At 66.8% G+C, this 19,796-nt stretch carries 15 protein-coding genes and 4 pseudogenes; 11 read left to right on the forward strand and 8 right to left on the reverse strand.

Features of this window, described 5'->3' with window-relative positions; translation table 11 throughout:
* The first annotated feature begins 10 nt into the window (after positions 1 to 10).
* Positions 11 to 833: pseudogene (locus PS467_RS00655) on the forward strand (IS5 family transposase).
* Between the two features lie 82 nt (positions 834 to 915).
* Here PS467_RS00655 and pntB read toward each other — a convergent pair.
* From pntB to PS467_RS00670, 3 genes are all read right to left on the reverse strand, one after another.
* Positions 916 to 2,301, reverse strand: a complete 1,386-nt coding sequence (pntB, locus tag PS467_RS00660; RefSeq protein ID WP_432280713.1) for a Re/Si-specific NAD(P)(+) transhydrogenase subunit beta — start codon at positions 2,299 to 2,301, stop codon at positions 916 to 918.
* Between the two features lie 39 nt (positions 2,302 to 2,340).
* Positions 2,341 to 3,858, reverse strand: coding sequence for a Re/Si-specific NAD(P)(+) transhydrogenase subunit alpha (locus tag PS467_RS00665; protein ID WP_311033433.1), 1,518 nt, complete (start codon positions 3,856 to 3,858; stop codon positions 2,341 to 2,343).
* Positions 3,859 to 4,048: 190 nt separating this feature from the next.
* Positions 4,049 to 5,650 (reverse strand): AMP-binding protein, encoded by a 1,602-nt coding sequence (locus tag PS467_RS00670; RefSeq protein ID WP_311033434.1) that lies wholly within the window; start codon positions 5,648 to 5,650, stop codon positions 4,049 to 4,051.
* Between the two features lie 230 nt (positions 5,651 to 5,880).
* Between PS467_RS00670 and PS467_RS00675 the strand changes: the two genes are divergently transcribed.
* Entirely contained in the window at positions 5,881 to 7,056 is a 1,176-nt protein-coding gene (locus tag PS467_RS00675) for an iron-containing alcohol dehydrogenase (protein WP_311033435.1), read from the forward strand.
* 91 nt (positions 7,057 to 7,147) lie between these two features.
* Here PS467_RS00675 and PS467_RS00680 read toward each other — a convergent pair whose 3' ends face one another.
* Both PS467_RS00680 and PS467_RS00685 read right to left on the reverse strand, forming a co-directional pair.
* Positions 7,148 to 7,747, reverse strand: coding sequence for a TetR/AcrR family transcriptional regulator (locus PS467_RS00680; protein WP_311033436.1), 600 nt, complete (start codon positions 7,745 to 7,747; stop codon positions 7,148 to 7,150).
* A gap of 623 nt (positions 7,748 to 8,370) precedes the next feature.
* Positions 8,371 to 9,348 carry an NADPH:quinone oxidoreductase family protein gene (locus tag PS467_RS00685; protein WP_311033437.1) on the reverse strand — a complete coding sequence of 326 codons (978 nt, stop codon included), beginning with the start codon at positions 9,346 to 9,348 and terminating at the stop codon, positions 8,371 to 8,373.
* Positions 9,349 to 9,661: 313 nt separating this feature from the next.
* Between PS467_RS00685 and PS467_RS00690 the strand changes: the two genes are divergently transcribed.
* The 6 genes and pseudogenes from PS467_RS00690 to PS467_RS00715 all read left to right on the forward strand — a co-directional run.
* Complete coding sequence (locus PS467_RS00690) at positions 9,662 to 10,930, forward strand: MaoC/PaaZ C-terminal domain-containing protein (RefSeq protein ID WP_311033438.1); 1,269 nt, start codon at positions 9,662 to 9,664, stop codon at positions 10,928 to 10,930.
* A gap of 83 nt (positions 10,931 to 11,013) precedes the next feature.
* Positions 11,014 to 11,619 (forward strand): TetR/AcrR family transcriptional regulator, encoded by a 606-nt coding sequence (locus PS467_RS00695; RefSeq protein ID WP_311033439.1) that lies wholly within the window; start codon positions 11,014 to 11,016, stop codon positions 11,617 to 11,619.
* A gap of 122 nt (positions 11,620 to 11,741) precedes the next feature.
* Positions 11,742 to 12,767, forward strand: a complete 1,026-nt coding sequence (locus PS467_RS00700) for a phosphotransferase family protein (RefSeq protein WP_311033440.1) — start codon at positions 11,742 to 11,744, stop codon at positions 12,765 to 12,767.
* The gene (locus PS467_RS00705; protein ID WP_311033441.1) at positions 12,767 to 13,978 is read left to right on the forward strand and encodes an acyl-CoA dehydrogenase family protein; all 1,212 of its coding nucleotides are present in this window, start codon (positions 12,767 to 12,769) and stop codon (positions 13,976 to 13,978) included. Before PS467_RS00700 ends, PS467_RS00705 begins: the two co-directional genes overlap by 1 nt.
* An 82-nt stretch (positions 13,979 to 14,060) precedes the next feature.
* Positions 14,061 to 14,792, forward strand: coding sequence for an SDR family oxidoreductase (locus tag PS467_RS00710; protein ID WP_311033442.1), 732 nt, complete (start codon positions 14,061 to 14,063; stop codon positions 14,790 to 14,792).
* A 306-nt stretch (positions 14,793 to 15,098) separates the two neighbouring features.
* A pseudogene (locus PS467_RS00715) lies at positions 15,099 to 15,344 on the forward strand (cytochrome P450); the annotation flags it as partial.
* Between the two features lie 157 nt (positions 15,345 to 15,501).
* On the opposite strand, the gene PS467_RS00720 reads toward PS467_RS00715, so the two are convergent.
* On the reverse strand, positions 15,502 to 15,843 hold the full coding sequence (locus tag PS467_RS00720) for an ArsR/SmtB family transcription factor (protein ID WP_311033443.1): 342 nt from the start codon (positions 15,841 to 15,843) through the stop codon (positions 15,502 to 15,504).
* 146 nt (positions 15,844 to 15,989) lie between these two features.
* Between PS467_RS00720 and PS467_RS00725 the strand changes: the two genes are divergently transcribed.
* The 3 genes and pseudogenes from PS467_RS00725 to PS467_RS00735 all read left to right on the forward strand — a co-directional run.
* Entirely contained in the window at positions 15,990 to 17,174 is a 1,185-nt protein-coding gene (locus PS467_RS00725; RefSeq protein ID WP_311033444.1) for an MFS transporter, read from the forward strand.
* Between the two features lie 526 nt (positions 17,175 to 17,700).
* The gene (locus tag PS467_RS00730) at positions 17,701 to 18,159 is read left to right on the forward strand and encodes an ATP-binding protein (protein WP_311033445.1); all 459 of its coding nucleotides are present in this window, start codon (positions 17,701 to 17,703) and stop codon (positions 18,157 to 18,159) included.
* Positions 18,160 to 18,413: 254 nt separating this feature from the next.
* Positions 18,414 to 18,521, forward strand: a pseudogene (locus PS467_RS00735) (hypothetical protein); the annotation flags it as partial.
* Positions 18,522 to 18,682: 161 nt separating this feature from the next.
* Here PS467_RS00735 and PS467_RS00740 read toward each other — a convergent pair.
* Positions 18,683 to 19,339: pseudogene (locus tag PS467_RS00740) on the reverse strand (acyl-CoA dehydrogenase family protein); the annotation flags it as partial.
* 107 nt (positions 19,340 to 19,446) lie between these two features.
* Positions 19,447 to 19,575 (reverse strand): hypothetical protein, encoded by a 129-nt coding sequence (locus PS467_RS00745; protein WP_311033446.1) that lies wholly within the window; start codon positions 19,573 to 19,575, stop codon positions 19,447 to 19,449.
* Positions 19,576 to 19,796 lie beyond the last annotated feature (221 nt).

Genomic DNA, 19,796 nt, shown 5'->3' on the forward strand with positions numbered 1-19,796 from the left:
TGACCTGGGTATGCCCTTGGCTGACGCCCAGTGGGCGCGGATCGAGCCACTGCTCCCGAGCCGAACCCCAAAGCGTGGCGGCCGGTGGCGAGATCACCGGCAGATGATCGACGCCATCGCGTTCAGGTTCCAGACCGGGACGCAATGGGTCCATTTACCGGGCAAGTACGGCAATGGGAAAGGCGTCTACAACCGACTTCGCATGTGGGCCATTGACGGCACCTGGCGGCGAGTGTTCACCGCGCTGATGGCGCAGGCCGACGCCGACGACGACCTCGGCTGGGCCGTCTCAGTGGACTTCACGATCGTACGCGCCCACCAGCACGCCGCCGGAGCCCGCAAAAGGGGACCCGACTGACGAACCACACGACCACGCCATCGGCCGGTCCCGCGGCGGACTGACCACGAACATCCACCTCGCCGCCGACGCCGGCTGCCGCCCTCTGGCGTTTCTTCTCACCGCCGGACAGGCCGGCGACGCACCCGCAATCACCGACGTCATGGCCCGCCTGCGCGTTCCCCGAAAACGTGGCCGCCCGCGCACCACGCCGGACGTTGTCCTGGCGGACAAGGCGTACTCCTCCCCCGCGATCCGCGAGCACCTGCCCACGCGCGGCATCCGGGCAGTGATCCCCGCCCCCGCCGACCAGCGCGGACACCGGCAACGTCGGGGCAGACACGGCGGCAGACCACCGGCCTTCGACCGCGAGACCTACAAGCAGCGCAACACCGTCGAACGGCGTATCAACCGCCTGAAGCAGTGGCGAGGCATCGCCACCCGCTACGAGAAGACCACCATCTACCTGGCTGGTCACCGTTCTCCACCTGCGTAAACTCTCATAGCGGCCACTCCCCGACCGGGCGCGGCCGGCGCGAGCGACCGATCAGGCGGACTGCTGAGGCCGGACCGGGGTTCTACAGGGCGTGGAGTATGTCTTCCACGCGTTCCTTGGCGTCACCGAAGAGCATCGCGGAGTTGTCTCGGAAGAACAGGGGGTTCTGGACGCCGGCGTAGCCAGAGGCCATGGACCGTTTGAAGACCACGACGTTGTCGGCCTCCCAGACGGTGAGCACCGGCATGCCGGCGATCGGGCTGTCCAGGTCCTCCGCCGCGGCGGGGTTCACGGTGTCGTTGGCGCCGATGACGAGGACGACCGAGGTGCTCTCGAAGTCGTCGTTGATCTCGTCCATTTCCAGCACGATGTCGTACGGCACCTTCGCCTCGGCCAGCAGCACGTTCATGTGTCCGGGCAGGCGGCCGGCGACCGGGTGGATGCCGAACCGGACGTTCACGCCCTTGTCCCGAAGCTTGCGAGTGAGCTCGGCGACACCGTACTGCGCCTGCGCGACGGCCATGCCGTAGCCGGGAGTGATGATCACCGAGTCGGCGCCGGACAGTAGGTTGGCCACGCCTTCGGCGGTGATCTCTCGATGCTCGCCGTAGTCCTTGTCGTCGGCCGGGCCGGCCTCGATCCCGAAGCCACCGGTGATGACGGAGATGAACGAGCGGTTCATCGCCTTGCACATGATGTAGGACAGGTAGGCACCGGACGAGCCGACCAGCGCGCCGGTGATGATGAGCAGATCGTTCGCGAGCAGGAAGCCCGATGCGGCCGCTGCCCAGCCGGAGTAGCTGTTCAGCATCGACACCACGACCGGCATGTCACCGCCGCCGATGGAGGAGACGAGGTGCCAGCCGAGCAGCAGCGCGAGCGTGGTGACCGCGATCAGCAGCCATAGCCGGGGCTCGATCACGAACCATACGGTGAGCGCGACGAACGCGACCAGGGCGCCGATGTTGAGGAGGTTCTTGCCCGGCAGCACCAGCGGGCCGGACTTGATCCGCGCCGACAGCTTGAGGAAGGCCACGACCGACCCGGTGAAGGTCACCGCGCCGATGAACACGCCGATGAACACCTCGGCGGAGTGGACGCCGAGCAGGTCCTCAGCACGCAGCTCGTCGGCGGCGTCGCCGTGGAGGCGGTTCTCCACGTGCAGGAAGCCGGTCCAGCCGACCAGGACAGCGGCGAGACCCACGAACGAGTGCAGCAGGGCGATGAGCTGGGGCATGCCGGTCATCTCGACCACGCGTGCCTGCCAGAGGCCGATCACGGCGCCGATCACGGTCGCGCCGACCAGCAGGCCGATACCGAGCGGCTTGATGTCGCTCTCGACGGTGAGCGCTGCCGTCGCGGTCAGCGCGACGGTCATACCGGCGATGCCGATGGTGTTGCCCGCCTTGGCCGTCTCGTGCTTCGAGAGCCCTGCCAGAGCGAGGATGAACAACAGGGCGGCGACCATGTATGCCGCTTGGACAGCGGTGTCTACGGTGAACACGAATCAGCTCCTGGAGAACATGGCGAGCATGCGGCGGGTCACTGCGAAGCCACCGAAGACGTTGATGCTGGCGAGCAGGATGGCCGCGCAGGACACAACCGGATCCCGGCCGATCTGCAGGAAGGCGCCGACCACGATGATCCCCGAGATCGCGTTCGTCACCGACATCAGAGGGGTGTGCAGCGCGTGGTGCACGTGCCCGATCACGTAGTAGCCGATCACGATCGCCAGCGCGAAGACCGTGAGGTGGACCTGCAGCGCCGCAGGCGAGAACGCCACCAGTCCGAACAGGAGCGCGGCCGCCGCGAAGACGATGCCCAGCCGACGCCCGGCCGGCATCGGCTGCTCGGCGTGGCTCTCGTGTGTCTTGTGCGCGGCGGCGGGCGCGGCGGCAGCATCGGCCGAGACCTGTACCGCCGGCGGGGGCCAGGTGGACTCACCGTTGCGGACGACGGTCATCGACCGCTGCACCACGTCGTCGAAGTCGAGGACGAGCCGGCCGTCCTTGCCCGGCGTCATCAGCTTCATGAGGTTCACCAGGTTGGTGCCGTAGAGCTGTGAGGCCTGCGCGGGCAGCCGGCCGGCCAGGTCGGTGTAGCCGATGATGGTCACGCCGTTCTCCGTGACCACCTTCTCCCCCGGCATGGTGCCCTCGACGTTGCCGCCGTTGGCCGCGGCCATGTCGACGATGACGCTGCCCGGGGTCATGCCGGCGACCATCTCTGCCGTGATCAGACGTGGCGCCGGTTTCCCCGGGATGAGGGCAGTGGTGATGATGATGTCGACGTCACGCGCCTGTGCGGCGTACAGCTCGGCCTCGCGGGCCTTGTAGGTGTCGCCCATCTCCTTGGCGTAGCCGGTGGCGCTGACCTCGACCTCCGGCGACTCAATGGAGAGGTATTCACCAGCGAGGGACCTGACCTGGTCGGCGACCTCCGGCCGCGGGTCGGTGGCCCGGACGACGGCGCCGAGGCTGCCCGCGGCGCCGATCGCGGCCAGGCCGGCCACTCCGGCACCGGCCACCAGGACCTTCGCCGGCGGGACCTTTCCGGCGGCGGTCACCTGACCGGTGAAGAACCGGCCGAACTCGTGGGCCGCTTCCATCACGGCGCGGTAGCCGGCGATGTTGGCCATCGACGACAGCACGTCCAGCGACTGCGCCCGGGAGATCCGCGGCACCGCGTCCATCGCCAGCGCCGTGATCGGCCGACGGGACAGGTCCTCGACCAGTTCGGGGTTCAACGCGGGGCTGAGCAGGCTGATCAGCGTCGCGCCCTCGCGCAGCCCGTCCAGCTGCCGGGTCGACGGCGCGTTCACACCGAACACGATGTCCGCGTCGAACGGGTCGCCGACAACGGCACCTGCCTCGGCGTATGCCGCATCGGTGAAGTGCGACGCCTCGCCGGCGCCGGGCTGGACAACAACGTCATAGCCAAGCTTCATCAGTTGAGTCACTGTTGCCGGTGTCGCGGCCACTCGAGTCTCCCCCGAGTCAGCCTCTTTCAAGACTCCGATCTTCATGCACGAGTTCCCTTCGTCAGGGGCCCAGGGCCCTGGGCCGGCCATGCGACCGAGGAGTCCGGAGTCCAGCGTCCGGTTGAGCCGAAGCGATGCGGGTTCACCAAGTGCGTCGGGCTGCTGGTCATGCACCGGAGCTCACCGATCCATCTCGCCGGGCGACGAGCAGACCGTTTCCCACACAGCCCGGGACTCACCTTGCGATCTTGATGCCTGCCGCCTCCCGGTCCCAGGTGTCCGAGGTAACGCCCACTTCACGCAGACTCGCCTTCTGGATCTTGGCAGTTGGCGTTTTCGGCAGTTGCTCCACGAACCGGATGTAGCGGGGGACCATGTAGTACGCCATGCGTGGCTGGAGGAACCGGATCAGGTCCACCGGATCGATCGTGACGCCCGGATCCGGGGCGATCACTGCCATCACTTCGTCTTCGGAGATCTCACCGGCGACCGCGACCACCGCCGCTTCTCGCACATGTGGGTACGCCCTGATCTCTGCCTCGACCTCCATCGACGAGATGTTTTCTCCCCGCCGTCGGATCGAGTCCTTGAGCCGGTCGACGAAGTAATAGTTGCCTTCCGCGTCCTTCCAGGCCGCGTCTCCGGTGTGGAACCAACCGTTTCGCCACGCTTCGGCCGTGGCCTCCGGCATGTGGAAGTAGCCGTGGTTCAGCGCCCAGGGGGCGTCCGTGCGAACGATGATTTCGCCCACTCCGCCGACGGGCACCTCGCAGTCGGCGTCGTCGACCAATCTGATCTCCACGCCTGGGCGAGCTTTTCCGCAGGTCCCTCGCCTGGTGGGGTTCGGTCCCGAGATGATCGGCGCAGAGAGTTCGGTCATGTTGTAGATCGTGTAGACGTCCACGCCAAAGCGTTTGGAGAAGGACGCGACGTCGTCGAGCAGTGGCGCCATGAACACCTTGGTGAGAGGGTTGTCCGCATCGTGGTCGGCGGGCGGGCGCCGGTCGACGAAGTTGGCCATGACGCCGAGGAGAAAAACCATCGTGCTCTGGGAGTCGCGGATCTGCCCCCAGAACCGCTCACTACTGAATCGATCGACGACCGCGACCGAACCGCCGTTGATCAGCATCGCGTAGAGCAACGTCGAGCCGCCGACGTGGAAGGTCGGCATGTTGATCAGAAAACGGTCCTCGGCGGTCATGATGGGCATCGTCTCCGGACCGAACGCCGCCCATGCTTGCATGTAGGACGACAGAACTCCCTTGGAGGGACCTGTGGTGCCAGAGGTATAGAGGATCGCCTGAGTGTGCCAGGGCTCCACCGGGTGCGGCAGGTCTGAGGGCTCCCCTTGGACAGCGGTCAGTTCCTCGGCCGGTATGACCTGAAGCCCGTCGATGTCGAGCCGTCGGTCTCCGCCGACCTGGACGGCGAGCCGGATCCTGCCACGGGCCTCGATCTCGGCCAGTCGCGGCAGCAGTCCGGCCTCGCCGATGATGATCTCCGCATCAGAGTTGCTGAGCACATGGGAGAGCACGCCACCCCGGTACGCCGTATTGATCGGCACGAACACCGCACCGAGATAGTTGATCGCGAACCAGAACCGGAGTACGTCAGAACCGTTAGGGAGCCAGCACACCACCTTGTCGTGCTGACGCACCCCGATCGACTCCAGCGCCACGGCCGTCTGTCGCACCTGCCGCAGCAGCTCGCCCCGCGTCCAGACAGGACCGCCGTCAAAGATCGCAAACACTTTGTCCGGGTCCTCGGCGGCTCGGCGTTCCAGCAGATATCGCAGGACGAGCTCATCACGAGGAGGGACTCGCGGGTCCGTTGACACGGCGCGCTCCTTTCGCGCTGACACCAGCCAGCACAATATTGACTGGTCGGTACAGTCATAGAGGAAGGATCCACTTGTCAAGACCTGAGACCCAGTGTGCGAGGAGTACAACCACAAGCACAAGGGCGAAGGACAGTGCACTTCCCATGGACTCTGTACCGGATGGACGGTACAGTTCCGCGACACCCGCTAACCCAGCCACAATGAAGTGAGTACCTGGAGGTTGAGTCGTGCCCGAGATCGTGAAGTTTGAAATGCCGCGGGTCGAGACCGTCGTTCAAGGCATCGGTGCGGTACGCGAGATTGCCGCCGAACTCGATCGTCGCGGACTGCGACGCGTGTTTCTCGTGACCGGCCACTCCGTCGGGTCGGGCGCGGCCTTCGCGGAACTCGCTTCCAACCTCGGTGGCCGGGTGGTCGGGACGTTCAAGGGGGTAAGGGCACACAATCCGGTCGAGCTGATCGTGGAGCTGATCAAGGAGGTGAGGTCCGCGCACGTGGACGCCTTGGTCGCGATCGGCGGGGGGTCACCGATCGACGCTGCGAAATTGACCGCGATCGGCATCTGTGAGGGCTCGGACTCGGTCGAGGACGTCTCCCGCAACTACCTGGAATTCGAGTACCCCAGCACGGTCCGACAGCGCCCTCTGACCGGGAAGCCCATGCCGGTCTTCGCCGTCCCCACCACGCTGTCCGCGGCCGAGTGGGACGGCTTCGCCGGCTCGGTCGATCAGTCTCGCGACACCAAGGACCTGACCGTCTACCTCGAGGCCACTCCCCGGGTGGTCTTCCTCGATCCCGAGTTCTGCGCGCACACCCCCCGCGATCTGTGGGCCACCACGGGCGTGCGAGCGTTGGACCACGCTGTCGAGACCGCGTATGCCAAGAACGCGCACCCATTCACGACCGCGTTGGCGAACGGCGCCCTGGCGATGCTGGCCGAGAACCTCCCGCGATCCGCGAAAGACCCTCATGACTACGAGGCGGCGCTCAAGTGTCTCGAGGCGGCGTGGATGTCCATCATCGGCGTCCACAACGTATCCCTCGGCCTCTCCCACGCCATCGGCCATCAGCTCGGCGCGGTGGGCATCCCCCACGGGGTGACCTCATGCATCATGCTCCCGCACGTGATGCGCTTCCTGGAGCCGGTGACCTCCACGGAGCAGGCCCGCATGGCGCAATCTCTCGCGCAGGTACAAGGTGACGCCGAGGATCTCTCTGCCGCCGACCGGCTCGAGCGGATCCTCGACGAGCTCGCGGTACCACGCCGGGTCTCCGATTTCGGAGTCGGACGCGACAAGATGAAAGGCGTCGCGCGGGCAGCGCTGGGAGACATCGTAGTCCGGGAGTCGCCGCGAACCGTCGACGAAGCCGCGATCCACGAATTGCTGGAGACCGTCTGGTAATTGAAGGCCGGTCGCGGCCCGAACCACCTAAGGGTAGGAGAGAGGGGCCCGGCATGGCACCGCGCCCCTCTCTCCTACCCTTCTCCCCCGCTCAGCGGTCACGGTCACGCACGCCCTCCAGCAGCGCGTTGGTGAACAAATCCGCGATCTCCTCAGGGGCACGATCCCCATGCGGCTGGATCCACGCGTAGGAAAAGTTGTACATACCGAGGATCCCTTTTGTGACCAGAGGATCCATGGGGCGGAATTCACCCGCTTTCGCGCCGCCCTCCAGGAGCTCGGCGACCATGCTCTCGTATCTGTCACGAGCATCCTGAATGACGACACGCCGCTGCCCCGTCAGTGCTCCGAACTCATGGAAGGCAACCCTCCATTCCAGCACGTGGTCGGCGAGGTTGCGCATCGTCGACCGCATCAGCTCACGGAACCGCTGCTCATAGGTGGCGTCCATCGCCAGGACCCGGCCGGACTGCGTCAGCAGGTCGGACATGCGAGTGTGGCAGATCTCGAAGAGCACGGCTTCTTTGTTGCCGATGTGGTGGTAAAGCGCACCGCGGCCGATCTTTGATTCGCTGGAGATCAGCTCAATGCCGGTTGCATGGTATCCGTTCTCAGCGAACAGCCTCACCGCAGCCTGCATGATCCGCTGTTTGGCTTCCAGGCCCGCCCGGTTCGATCGACGCGTCGACATGCCCGACTTCATAGCAGCCAATGTTGATGCTTCCCTCACTTGTAGGTCGACGGTGCGGGAGCCCAGGGACGAACGACAAAGCTCACGCCACCACTTTCACGTCGATGTGATCTCGTCGCCGACCGCCCACCGGTTCAGACAACGTCCGCCCCCCACTGCGCTGTGGCCGTCAAACGATGAGACCCCGATTACTCGCGTCGCACTTCCTCACATGTACCGATCGTACGGTATCTTGGAAACCCACGCCGCCCATGGCCGACGTGCTGGCGATGCCCGGCCGGGCGGCAGGCGCTCCGCGGCCGCTGCGGCGGATCTTCTGGTCGGCCAGGAAGCCGCTGATGGCACGGACTGCCGGCACAGAACGCCAACAGAGTTTCTGTACCGGATGGACGGTCTACCTCTGGCTCGGGCAGCACCCTCTGACGGCGAAGCCTGGGCCGCTCTTCGCCGTTCCCACACGTGTCCGAACTACCGGGCAGGTAGGAGAGAGGGGCCCGGCATGGCACCGCGCCCCTCTCCCCTGCCCTTCCCCTCTCTCAGCGGTGCAACGTTCCACTCCAGTACATGGTCGGCGAGGTTGCGCATCGTCGACCGCATCAGCTCAGAGCCTCGACCGAAATCAGCTAGCCGACTGCACCGACTTCGAGAACGAGCTTCCCGGAGGCAGTGCGGTCTTCCATCGCGATCAGCGCCTTCGCAGCATCGGCCAACGAATACACGCCTCCCACAACAGGGCGGATAAAGCCCTCATGGGCGAGACGCGTGAGTTCCGCTGCAGAATCCGCAGCAATCGTGTCGTCCTGCTCGACGAAGCCACCCCAGTAGACCCCCACGACCTCAATGTTCTTGAGGAGAAGCCTATTCACGGCAATTTCCGGAATTCCGCCGGCCGCAAAGCCGATCACGAGGTGGCGACCCTCGGGGCGGAGAAGCCGAATCGCGTCGGCGAAGTACTCGCCGCCGACCGGGTCCACCGTGACGTCGACTCCGCCCGCAGCCCCTGCCCGGACCGCATTGGCCCAGTCTTCGCCGGCCACCACGACAGCGTCGGCACCCGCGGACTCGGCCACCGTGATATTGGCCGCGGAATCGACCACGGCGGTGACCGTCGCGCCGAGCCCCTTCGCGACCTGAATGGCCGCCGTGCCCACGCCTCCGGCGGCTCCGTGCACCAAGACGTGCTCTCCCGCCTTGAGCCGCCCGCGGCGCACCAGGGCGAAGTGCACCGTCTGGAAGTTCATCGCGAAGGCCGCGCCCTGCTGGAACGAAAGCTCGTCGGGCAGGGGGAACGTCACCGCCGGCTTGGCGACGACGACCTCGGCATAACCACCGCGCGGCACGTAGGCGGCACACCGATCGCCGGCCTTCACCGACGCGCCCTCGGGAGCCGATCGCACCACACCGGCCACCTCGACACCCGGCACGAACGGCAGGTCGGGCCGAACCTGGTACTTGCCGCGCGTCATGAGAGCGTCGACGAAGCTCACGCCTACCGCTTTCACGTCGATGGTGATCTCGTCATCAGCCGCCACCGGTTCGGCAATCTTCACCAGTTCCACAGCGTCGGGGCCATCAAGCGATGAGATCTGAATTGCTCGCATAGTGCTTCCTCACGTCCCAGTGTGTACCGACCGTACGGTACAGAACAGAGCCTCAAGATGTTGACGAGCACGAGAGGCAGGGTTACTGTACCGACCAGTCGGGTTCGAGGCAAGGGACATGCCTCTGAGGTGCGGCCTTCGCCTCACCCGCAGCCGAGGTCGCGCCAGTCGTTCGGACCACCGGTCCGCGCAGCACACCGCTTCCCCCGAGGAGGAAGGGAGACCGCATGCATGAGTGAATGCCGTCGGGCCACCTCGGTACGTCGAAGTGCCCCCGGGTGGCTTCACCGACCTGAGCCATCCGCTGACGCTCATGACGGCTGCTGAAGTCGCCGAGCACTACGCCACCGTCAGCGGATGCACCCGCGACCGCCTGCACCTCTACCTCGGCATGGGCGCGATGTGGCGACACGAGACGAGGTGGATCTCGACAGGGCCGTTCGAGCTCTTATCGCGCGCTCTGAGTCACCGCAAAATCCAGAAAGGACAGGATAATGATCGTCATTACAGAGTACCCGGGATGCCGGGAATCCACGATCCGGCCTTGCGGCCTGTCGCGGAACTCTCGAAGGCCCGTGCACCGGTCTCATGTGCAGGACGTGGATTCGGCCGTCGGCGGGAGGCTCGTCTGATGCCGGAAGACCACCTCATACGTGTGCTGCCCGCAGACACTCCCGGCCTCGTTCGAACAGCCGAATACGACGTCGACGACCGCTGGCTCCGAGCCTTCGCGGCATCGGTCGGCGATACCCGACCCGAGCTCTTCGATCTCGATCGCAGCGGTGGAGTCCTCGCCCATCCGGTCTTCCCCGTCTGTATCGAATGGCCTCTGGTCGAATTCGGCGCTCCGGGCATCGAATTGACGGTCGACACCCTGAGGTTGGGCCTGCACGTGTCCCACCGGACGCGACTGCACGCCCCACTGCAACCCGGTCAGCGGGTACGCACGGAAGCCGAGCTGTACCTCGCCGAAGCACGCAGCAATGCCGTGCACATCGCAACGGAGTTTCGGACCTTCTCGTCCGACGGCAAGCCGATCGTCACCACGCACCTGCACATGCTCTACCGCGGTGTTCGTCTCGAGGGCACAAAGACACCCCCCAGCGGGCCATGGGACCCCTCGCCGAGCACCGAGGCGGAACTCATCCGCATCGCGACGTTCGACGTCGACGCCACCAACGCCGTTGTCTACAGCGAGTGTGCAAAGATATGGAACCCCATTCACACAGACATTCGCATCGCCCGCGCTGCCGGGTTGCCCAACACGGTCCTGCACGGCACGGAGGTCCTCGCTCGAGCGGTCTCAGCCGTGACACGTGCCGACGTCTTTCCCCTGGGGATGACGATCACTGGAATCGACTGCCGCTTCACCAGCCCCGTCTTCCCTGGCATGACGCTCGCGGTCAATGCCGGACGTGTTTCCGGGAACTCCATCGCCTTCGATGTCCAGGGGGCGGACGGTACGTCACCGATCTCGGGCGGCCTCATCACGTTCGAGAGCGCAGCCAGTATCCATCGCGCGGGCGCGTCCTGGGAACCGTCACGAGATCGGGCGGAATCCCAGAGCTCGCTGAGCTCATGAGCAAGGACTCACGTCTGGTACCGACTGGTGATGTTCCCTAGTTAGCCGGAGAAGGGCGGGTAAGCGTCCCGGTGAACGCTGAGATGACCGGCGAAGGAGCGGAGTCGCGAAAGCCCGACAAGCTGCCCCAGCGGCTGCTTACCGCAGCGACGCGACTCTTCGCCGAGTACGGATTCGAGGGCACCTCCGTCCAGAAGATCGTCGAAGCGGCGGGCGTGACAAAGGGCGCGCTGTACCACTACTTCGACTCCAAGGACGACCTTCTGCGCGATATCTACGGCCGTGTGCTGCGCATGCAGGCTGAGCAGCTGGAGAAGTTCGCGACCACGCAGAGCCCAGTCGCCGAACGCCTGCGCAATGCCGCGGCCGACGTTGTACTCACCAGCATCGCCCATCTCGACGACACCAAGATTTTCTTCCGGTCGATGCATCAGTTGAGCGCGGACAATCAGCGGGCGGTACGCGCCGCGCGGCGCCGTTACCACGAAGGGTTCCGCACTCTGATCGAAGAAGGGCAGGCAGTCGGCGCCTTCCGCACCGACGTCCCGGCCGACCTCTTCGTGGACCTCTTCTTCGGGGCCGTCCACCACCTCAGCATCTGGTACCGGCATGACGGGACACTGTCCGCCGAGCGGATAGGCAGCCATTTCGCGGATCTGCTCCTGACCTCACTGCGCCCCACCGGCTGACCCGTGAAAACAGCAATGGCGACACGCACGACCAGCGGCACACCGCACCGAACCGACACAACAACCAGTCGACATCTGCTGTCGAAAGGTCTGCTTCCGAGCGTCTGCAGCAAAGGAACCCGATGAGCGACACCGATCCGCCCGGCCTCTCGCTGAGCCGTCTGCGCACCCACCTCGACCAAGAGCTGCCCGGTCTGGTCCACGGGCCTCTGCGGGGTGAGCTGATCGACGGCGGCAGGTCGAACCTGACCTACGTCGTGACCGACGGCTCCTCGCGTTGGGTCGTCCGACGGCCCCCGCTCGGACACGTGCTGGCCACGGCGCACAACATGGCGCGCGAGCACCGCGTCATCACGGCCCTGCACCCCACGGCGGTGCCGGTCCCGCAGCCAGTGCTGCTGTGCCAGGACCCCGACGTCCTCGGCGCACCGTTCTATGCCATGGAATACGTCGGGGGAACGCCGTACCGCACCCGTACGCAATTGGCGGCCCTCGGCCCCGACCGCACACGGGCGATCGCCCTCCGCCTCCTCGACACCCTGGTCGACCTGCATTCCGTCGATCCCTACGCCGTGGGACTCAGTGACTTCGGCCGTCCCCAGGGTTTCCTGGAGCGACAGATGCGCCGCTGGAGGAAGCAACTGGACGCCTCACGCAGCCGGCACGTGCCTGGTATCCAGGAGCTGCACGACCGGCTCGTGGGCACGCTGCCCGCTGCTCCGGAGTCCACCGTCGTGCACGGCGACTATCGGCTGGACAACGCCCTGATCGGGGCCGACGACCGGATCCGCGCCGTCCTCGACTGGGAGATGTCCACCCTCGGCGACCCGCTCACCGACCTGGCCCTGCTCGTCGTGTACGCCCGACTCGGCGCGGGAGACGATGACGGACCGCTGTCCAACGCCGCCTCGGCACCCGGGTATCCGAGCACGGACGAGATCGTCGCCCGCTACGCCCACCTGTCCGGACGGGATGTCTCGGCGCTGAGCTGGTATATCGGACTGGCCTCCTTCAAGCTCGCCGTCGTCCTCGAAGGCATCCACTACCGCTTCAGCCAGGGACAGACAGTCGGGGGCGGATTCAACCGCATCGGCGCCCTGGTCGCCCCACTCGTCGCACTCGGCCTGGCCCACCTGAAGGAAGACTGATGGACTTCTCGTTCGACGCCCGCACCGAGGAACTGCGGCAGAAGCTGCTCGCCTTCATGGACTCCCACATCTACCCCGCCGAACCGGTCTTCGAGCGGCAACTCGCCGAACAGGACGATCCGTGGTCGGTCCCGCCGATCGTCGACGAGCTCAAGGCCCAGGCCCGCGGCCAGGGCCTGTGGAACCTCTTCCTGCCCGGCACGTACGGCGCGGACCTGACCAACCTGCAGTACGCGCCACTTGCCGAGATCACCGGCCGCAGTCCCCGGCTCGCTCCCGTCGCACTCAACTGTGCCGCCCCGGACACCGGCAACATGGAGATCCTGGCGATGTTCGGCACCGAGCGGCAGAAGACGCGGTGGCTGCGGCCGCTCCTGGACGGAGAGATCCGCTCCGCCTTCGCGATGACCGAGCCGGACGTGGCCTCCTCCGACGCGACCAACATCGCCACCCGGATCGAGCGGGACGGTGACGAATACGTGATCAACGGGCGCAAGTGGTACACCTCCGGAGCGATGAACCCGCGCTGCGAGATCCTCATCGTGATGGGCAAGACCGATCCCAACACCGAACGGCACCGCCGGCAGAGCATGATCCTCGTCCCCAGGAACACCCGCGGGGTGGACGTCAAGCGCGGCATGCGTGTCTTCGGCTACGACGACGCCGACCACGGCGGGCACGCCGAGGTCGAGTTCACCGACGTCCGGGTCCCAGCGGAGAACCTCATCGCCGAGGAGGGTGCGGGATTCGCGATCTCCCAGGCGCGGCTCGGACCCGGCAGGATCCACCACTGCATGCGGCTGATCGGCATGGCCGAGCGAGCGATCGAGCTGATGTGCGAGCGCGCCGTGTCCCGCACCGCGTTCGGCAAGCCTCTTGCGGAGCAGGGCGTGGTGCGGGGGTGGATCGCCGAGGCACGGGTGCGCGCCGAGCAGCTCCGCCTGCTCGTCCTGAAGACTGCCTGGCTGATGGACACGGTCGGCAACAAGGGAGCCCACGCCGAGATTCAAGCGATCAAGATCGCGACGCCGCAGTCCGTCGAGTGGATCCTCGACAAGGCGATCCAGGTCCACGGGGCGGGTGGCGTCAGCCAGGACTTCCCCCTCGGGGAGCTGTGGGCCCAGGCCTGCATGCTGCGCCTGGCCGACGGGCCCGACGAGGTGCACCAGCAATCCCTCGCCCTTCGAGAGCTGAGGAACCACCGGAAGTAGCGGCGGGGCGAACACCACCCTGTGGAGCTCCGGAGACACCCGTCGAGAAGGGACAACAGCAGTGACGTCGTTCAAGAACCGCGTGGCTATCGTCACCGGAGCAAGCCGCGGCATCGGGCTGGCCATTGCCGAGCGGCTCGTCGAGCGCGGAGCGAAGGTGTGCGTCACCGCGCGCAAACCCGGCCCCCTTCAGGAGGCCGTCAAGGAGCTCGGCGGCGCCGGCCACGCCATCGCCGTCTCCGGCAAGTCCGACGATCCCGCACACCAGGAAGAGGCCGTGGCCCGTACCGTCGAGGCGTTCGGACGGCTGGACCTGCTGGTCAACAACACCGGCATCAATCCGGTCCACGGGCCGATGCTCGACATCGACGACGCCGCAGCGGCGAAGATCCTCGCGGTCAACGTGCTGGCCCCGCTCGCGTGGATCCGGCGTGCCCGTGACGCGTGGATGGGCGAGCACGGTGGCGCGGTCGTCAACGTCGCGTCCGTGGCAGGCATCCAGGCATCGTCCGGCATCGGCCTGTACGGCGTGAGCAAGGCGGCGCTCATGCACCTCACCGTCCAGCTCGCGGCCGACCTCGGCCCCGGCATCCGGGTCAACGCGGTCGCCCCGGCCGTGGTCAAAACACGTTTCGCGACGGCCATGTACGAGGGGCGCGAGGAAGAGGCCGCCACCCGGTATCCGATGAAGCGCCTCGGCGTGCCAGAGGACATCGCGGGCGCCGTGGCGTTCCTGCTGTCCGACGAGGCAAACTGGATCACCGGCCAGACCCTCGTCGTGGACGGTGGGCTGACCATCACCGGCGGAGTATGAACCGTAGGCTTTCCGGCACAGGGCGCAAGGTCGAGCGTCGGGGAACTGCGCCGTGGCCACGGTGACCACGGTGACCACGCAAAGTGTGGCCGGCGCCGCCTCCACACCAGAGGTCAGGGTCGTCGGCCGGGCGCGGCCGCGGTCGGCGGGTCGGCCCGGCACGGGCGCGCAGTGCGCACCGACGGTCGCCCCGGCCGAAGACCGCCGCCGGGTCGGGGCGGCCGCCCGTGACCGTGCCCGGTGCGGCTCTGCGCTCCGGCCCGCCGAGGCGGCCCGGGTGTCCGGCACGGCGAAGGGCCAACTGCCCCGGAACAGATGTGCCCGCATCGGGCGAATGTCCGCCACCACCTGGCCTTCGGCGCCGGCCGCCATCGCTGCCCTGGGGCATCCCTGGCACGCACGGAGGCGGCGGTGGCCCTGCGGGCAGTGGCCCGCCGCCTGCCGGGACTACGGCTCGCGGCGGCAGCGGAACCCCCGATGCTCGGCCTGCTGTCCTTCAGGGCACCCCTGCGTGTGGCAGTGGAAGCCGTAAGCCGCCCAGCGGCGTCATGAACGGCGCGTACCTCGTTACTTCCGGCCGGGATTGTCCGACACCAGCCACCTTCAGTACCTGAGCTCGCTTGTCCGGGGGTCGGGGCCATCCGGAGACCGCGGCGCGCACACTCCGGATGAACTGGCCCGACGGCTCCTTTGGATCCGGTCGGACGACTCAGGGCGCCGTGACCGATCCCTCCCGTAGCAGCGCGTCGACAATCGCGTCCAGCAGTCCAGGAATCGCTTCCTGCAGGTCATCACGTCGCAGCCGGTGGCCCCGCGCCCCGCCGACCATGACAGGCCGAAGAACACCCGCGTCCACCAAGACCTTGAAGTGATGCGTGGCCGTCGACTTGCTCAGATCCTCGTAGAGGTCCCCGCACGGCCCCTCACCATCGAGGCTGACGGCCAGGCGCCGCACCATCTCCAGACGGACGGGATCTGCCAGGGCGCGCAGCAGCTTCTGCACGTTGCCGACGGGCGGCAGCCGATCGGCGGGAGTCTCCCAGGACGACATCACACCTCCAAAGTTTGACGCGCATCGTACTTGTGCCTAGCATCCCCGAAGTACGACGTAGGTCAAACATATCAGGAGTCGCTTTGCAGACATCCTCAACGCGCCACCCGCAGAGATGGCGCTACCCCACCCTCCTTGTCCTCCTCATGCTCGGGCAGGGGACCTCGGCCATCCCCTCGCCGCTGTACTCCATCTATGCCGAGAAGTGGCACTACCCGCCCGTACTGACCACCATCATCTTCGGCGCGTACGGAGCCGTGGCACTGGTGGCCATCCTGGCCTCCGGCCCCCTGTCCGACCGCTTCGGCCGCCGACCAGTCCTGATCATCGCGGTGCTTCTCGTACTCATCGGGCTCGCGGTCTTCGTCTTCGCCGCCAGTCCCGCGTACCTGGTTGTGGCCCGGATGCTCAACGGTCTCGGCATCGGCGCGATCGTCGTCGTCGGCGGCGCCGCCCTGCTGGACGTGCACCCGGACATCGCGGCGCGGACCGGGACGCTGACCGCCATCGCGTTCAACCTCGGCATCGCCATCGCAGCACTCGGCACCGCGACTCTCGCCCAGATCGACTTCCACCCCCTGCTCATCCCCTACCTCGCCGACGCCCTCATCGCGTTCATCCTGCTCATCCTCATCGTGCGGATGCGTGAACCGCACCCCTCGATCAGCACCGCGCCTCTGAGGATTCCGCGGCCGGAAGTGCCCGGGGAGATTCGCGGACGCTTCACCTTCGCCGTGATCGGCGCCAGCGCCGCCTGGGCCGTGCTCGGAGTGTGCTTCTCCCTCGAGCCGTCGATCGCCTCCCATGCCGCGCACATCGACGGACCGCTGTTCGGCGGCATCATCATCGCGGCCTTGACAGTGACCGCCGCAATCGCTCAGACCATCGGCGGCCGCTATCCGGCCCGAACGGTCGCGCTCATCGGCGATACGGCGCTCGCGGTGCTCATGATCGCCGGGGTAGGCGCGTTCGCGACGGGCCACGCTGTCCTCATCGCCGTGACCGTCGCACTCCAAGGCGGCGCCTACGGACTCGCGTTCGGCGGATCCCTCCGCCACCTGACCACACACATCCCCGCCGAGCGCCGCGGCGCTGTCATGTCGGCGTTCTACCTCATCGCCTACACCGCTCTTATCGTGCCCACCCTCCTCGTGGGCGCAGGGGCGACAATGTGGTCCGACACCTCGGTCTTCCCCGTCTTCGCCGTACTCGCGGCGCTCCTCTGTCTCTCCGCCGTGGTCATCGAGAGGCTCCTCGGCCGTCATGACCGGCGTCCCGGGCGGGTACAGCCGGCGGTGGAGCTGGATCGTGGAGTGACCGCGCATGACTGACGTTTCCGCTCGAGGTTGAGCGCGAGAAGCAGTAGCTGAGCAAGCTGTCACCGAGACCGCCCTCGCCGGTGAGACGACCGGCCACATCGGCTACGAGAAGTACGACCGTCACCACCGGCGTAGGCCGGCGGGGCCGCAGACACCATTCCGCCGTCCGGAGCGCGCTGGGCCGACCCCCACCTGTTTCGCGCGATTCGCCATGGCCGCCGATGACGACCAGGGAAAGCGGCGGCACCAGCCGTCCGCGCTCAGGTGGAGCTTACTGGTGAGTCCGTCGCGCGAGCGGCGGACTCACCTCCCCCACGTGTACCGATCGAACGGTATAGAGATCCATATCAGACGGTCTTTGACTCAGCCAGACCGAGGGAGTACTGTACCGATCAGTCGATACGCACAATCCTTCTCGAGCAGCCGCTCCGGCAAGCACGGAGGTGAGCAGCGAGCGGGTGTACCGACCCAGCCCCGTGGCCAGGAGACGACCAACCTGACCACCCCATCCGCCACCCGAGCCACCACGGGAGGGCGCATGATCGTCCAGCCCCTCACAGCAAGGCCACGGCAGGCTCCGAGGCCGACAGCATCGCGCCGAGCATCCAGCTGCAGCGCGGACGTGACACCCGAGAGTGTCCGCGCATTTCGCAAGCTCACAAAGACCACAGCCCGGCAGTGGGCACTCCCAGATGACACCGTGGAAGTCTTGACACTCATCGTGAGCGAATTGGTGACCAACGTGCTCGCCCACAGTGGCAGCGACGAGGTGGCCGTTCTCCTGGTCTTGGACCACGAGAACGTGCAGCTCGAAGTCAAGGACCACGGCACATGGCAGCCGCGCCACTCCGACGACACACCCTCCGAAGACTCAACAAGTGGCCGGGGTCTACAGCTCATCCAGGCCCTCACGACCACCTGCGGGATACGCCACGCATCACCAGACGCGAAGGGCACCTCGGTCTGGGCGCAGATTTCCGTGCAGGACTCGTCCTGAGGTCGGCCGGCACGTCTGCACCGTCCTTCAGGCGGCCCGCCGGACGGGGACTGTGTGCGTCAACGAGGACGCCGAGGCCCCGGCCCTCGTAGCACATGAAGCGTCAATCCCGAAAGTGAACACGGAGTCCTCATGGCCGCACCGCGCTTCAGCTACGCCTCGGACACCTCGGAGAGCCCTTGTGGGGTGAAACCGTTGGCGCGAACTTCGATCGCACCGTGGCCGCCTTCGGAGATCGGGAAGCCCTGGTGGACGTGGCAACGGGTCGTCGATGGACCTATCGAGAGCTTGCCGAAGCCAGTGCCGCGTTGAGCCCGGATGACCCGATCAACATCCAGTACACGTCGGGGACGACTGGTGTTCCCAGGGGGGCGACGCTGTCGCACCGCAGCGTCCTCAACAACGGTTTCCTCGCCGGGCGAGTTGTGTCACCAGGCCGACTAGGACCGGGTCTGTACTCCCGTGCCGTTCCGCCACGGCTGGAGCTGAGGAGCTTGGCGAGCGCGGCTTCCTTCTTGAAGGGGCCGAGCAGGTTCTCCGCTGGAACGCGGACATCGTCGAAGGACAGCTCCCTGGTGTCGGAGGCGTTCCAGCCGACCTTGGAGTACGGCGCTGCCACGGTCAGGCCCGGAGTGCCGGAGGGGACGATGATCGCGCTGATCTCCTTGCCCCCGGACGCCGTGGTGCCGGTGACCGCCGTGATGGTGATCAGGGCGGTGATGTCGGTACCGGCATTGGTGATGAAGCACTTGCTGCCGTTGATCACCCACTCGTTCGTGGCCTCGTCCAGGCGCGCCGTCGTCCGGGTGGCTCCGGCGTCGGAGCCACCTCCCGGCTCGGTGAGCCCGAACGCGCCGAGGATCTCACCCGCGCACAGCCGGGGCAGCCATGTGGTCTTCTGCTCCGGGGCGCCGAAGAGGTAGAGGGGCATGGCACCGAGCGACACGCCCGCCTCCAGGGTGATGGCCACGGAGGAGTCGACCCGAGCCAGCTCCTCCAGGACCAGGCAGAGCGCGAGGTAGTCCCCGCCCATGCCCCCGTATTCCTCGGGAAACGGCAGCCCGAACAGTCCCAGCTTTCCCATCTCCCGGACGTTGTCGTACGGAAACGCGTGCCGCCCCGAGTGGTCCGCCGCGGGGCGGCTCTGGAGTCGGTGGGGATCAGCGCGCTGTCCGGCCAGAGCGCGCACCGTGCGGGAAACACTGGGGCGGCCGAGTCGCCCGGCCGTCCACACGCTGGTATCGACCGGGGCGGCACTGTGGGGCGGATCCGGCGAGCGACGTCACGCTACGGCCTCCCCGTTCTCCCGGGGCCGGCCTTCGCGGGCTCGACGACCGCGAGGACTTCGTCCAGGACCACGGTGGCGTCCGGCGCGACGCGCAGCTCGGTGACCGTTCCGTCGAAGGGCGCGGTCACAGCGTGCTGTGCTCAACGCTGCCTCCTTGCGCGGCCCGACAACAGACATACCGGGGCGTGACGCACGTTCTTCAGCATGAGCGTTACATGTGCATTAGTTAACGCTCACTAACTCTTGCGATGCTAGCGATCGTTAACACATGCTGTCCAGGGTCGGTTTCGCGCCACGGCCCGAGCAGGCCGCACCGGCACCCGCGAGGGAAGGAGGACATGGCCACCGC

Source organism: Streptomyces luomodiensis, from assembly GCF_031679605.1.
Lineage (GTDB): Bacteria > Actinomycetota > Actinomycetes > Streptomycetales > Streptomycetaceae > Streptomyces > Streptomyces luomodiensis.

Bases quoted from the DNA above. Each gene is read 5' to 3' on its own strand.
- pntB (WP_432280713.1), bottom strand. From the start codon at position 2,301: ATGGTCGCCGCCCTGTTGTTCATCCTCGCTCTGGCAGGGCTCTCGAAG.
- PS467_RS00665 (WP_311033433.1), bottom strand. From the start codon at position 3,858: ATGAAGATCGGAGTCTTGAAAGAGGCTGACTCGGGGGAGACTCGAGTG.
- PS467_RS00680 (WP_311033436.1), bottom strand. From the start codon at position 7,747: ATGTCGACGCGTCGATCGAACCGGGCGGGCCTGGAAGCCAAACAGCGG.
- PS467_RS00685 (WP_311033437.1), bottom strand. From the start codon at position 9,348: ATGCGAGCAATTCAGATCTCATCGCTTGATGGCCCCGACGCTGTGGAA.
- PS467_RS00690 (WP_311033438.1), top strand. From the start codon at position 9,662: ATGACGGCTGCTGAAGTCGCCGAGCACTACGCCACCGTCAGCGGATGC.
- PS467_RS00695 (WP_311033439.1), top strand. From the start codon at position 11,014: ATGACCGGCGAAGGAGCGGAGTCGCGAAAGCCCGACAAGCTGCCCCAG.
- PS467_RS00700 (WP_311033440.1), top strand. From the start codon at position 11,742: ATGAGCGACACCGATCCGCCCGGCCTCTCGCTGAGCCGTCTGCGCACC.
- PS467_RS00705 (WP_311033441.1), top strand. From the start codon at position 12,767: ATGGACTTCTCGTTCGACGCCCGCACCGAGGAACTGCGGCAGAAGCTG.
- PS467_RS00720 (WP_311033443.1), bottom strand. From the start codon at position 15,843: ATGTCGTCCTGGGAGACTCCCGCCGATCGGCTGCCGCCCGTCGGCAAC.
- PS467_RS00725 (WP_311033444.1), top strand. From the start codon at position 15,990: ATGCTCGGGCAGGGGACCTCGGCCATCCCCTCGCCGCTGTACTCCATC.
- PS467_RS00730 (WP_311033445.1), top strand. From the start codon at position 17,701: ATGATCGTCCAGCCCCTCACAGCAAGGCCACGGCAGGCTCCGAGGCCG.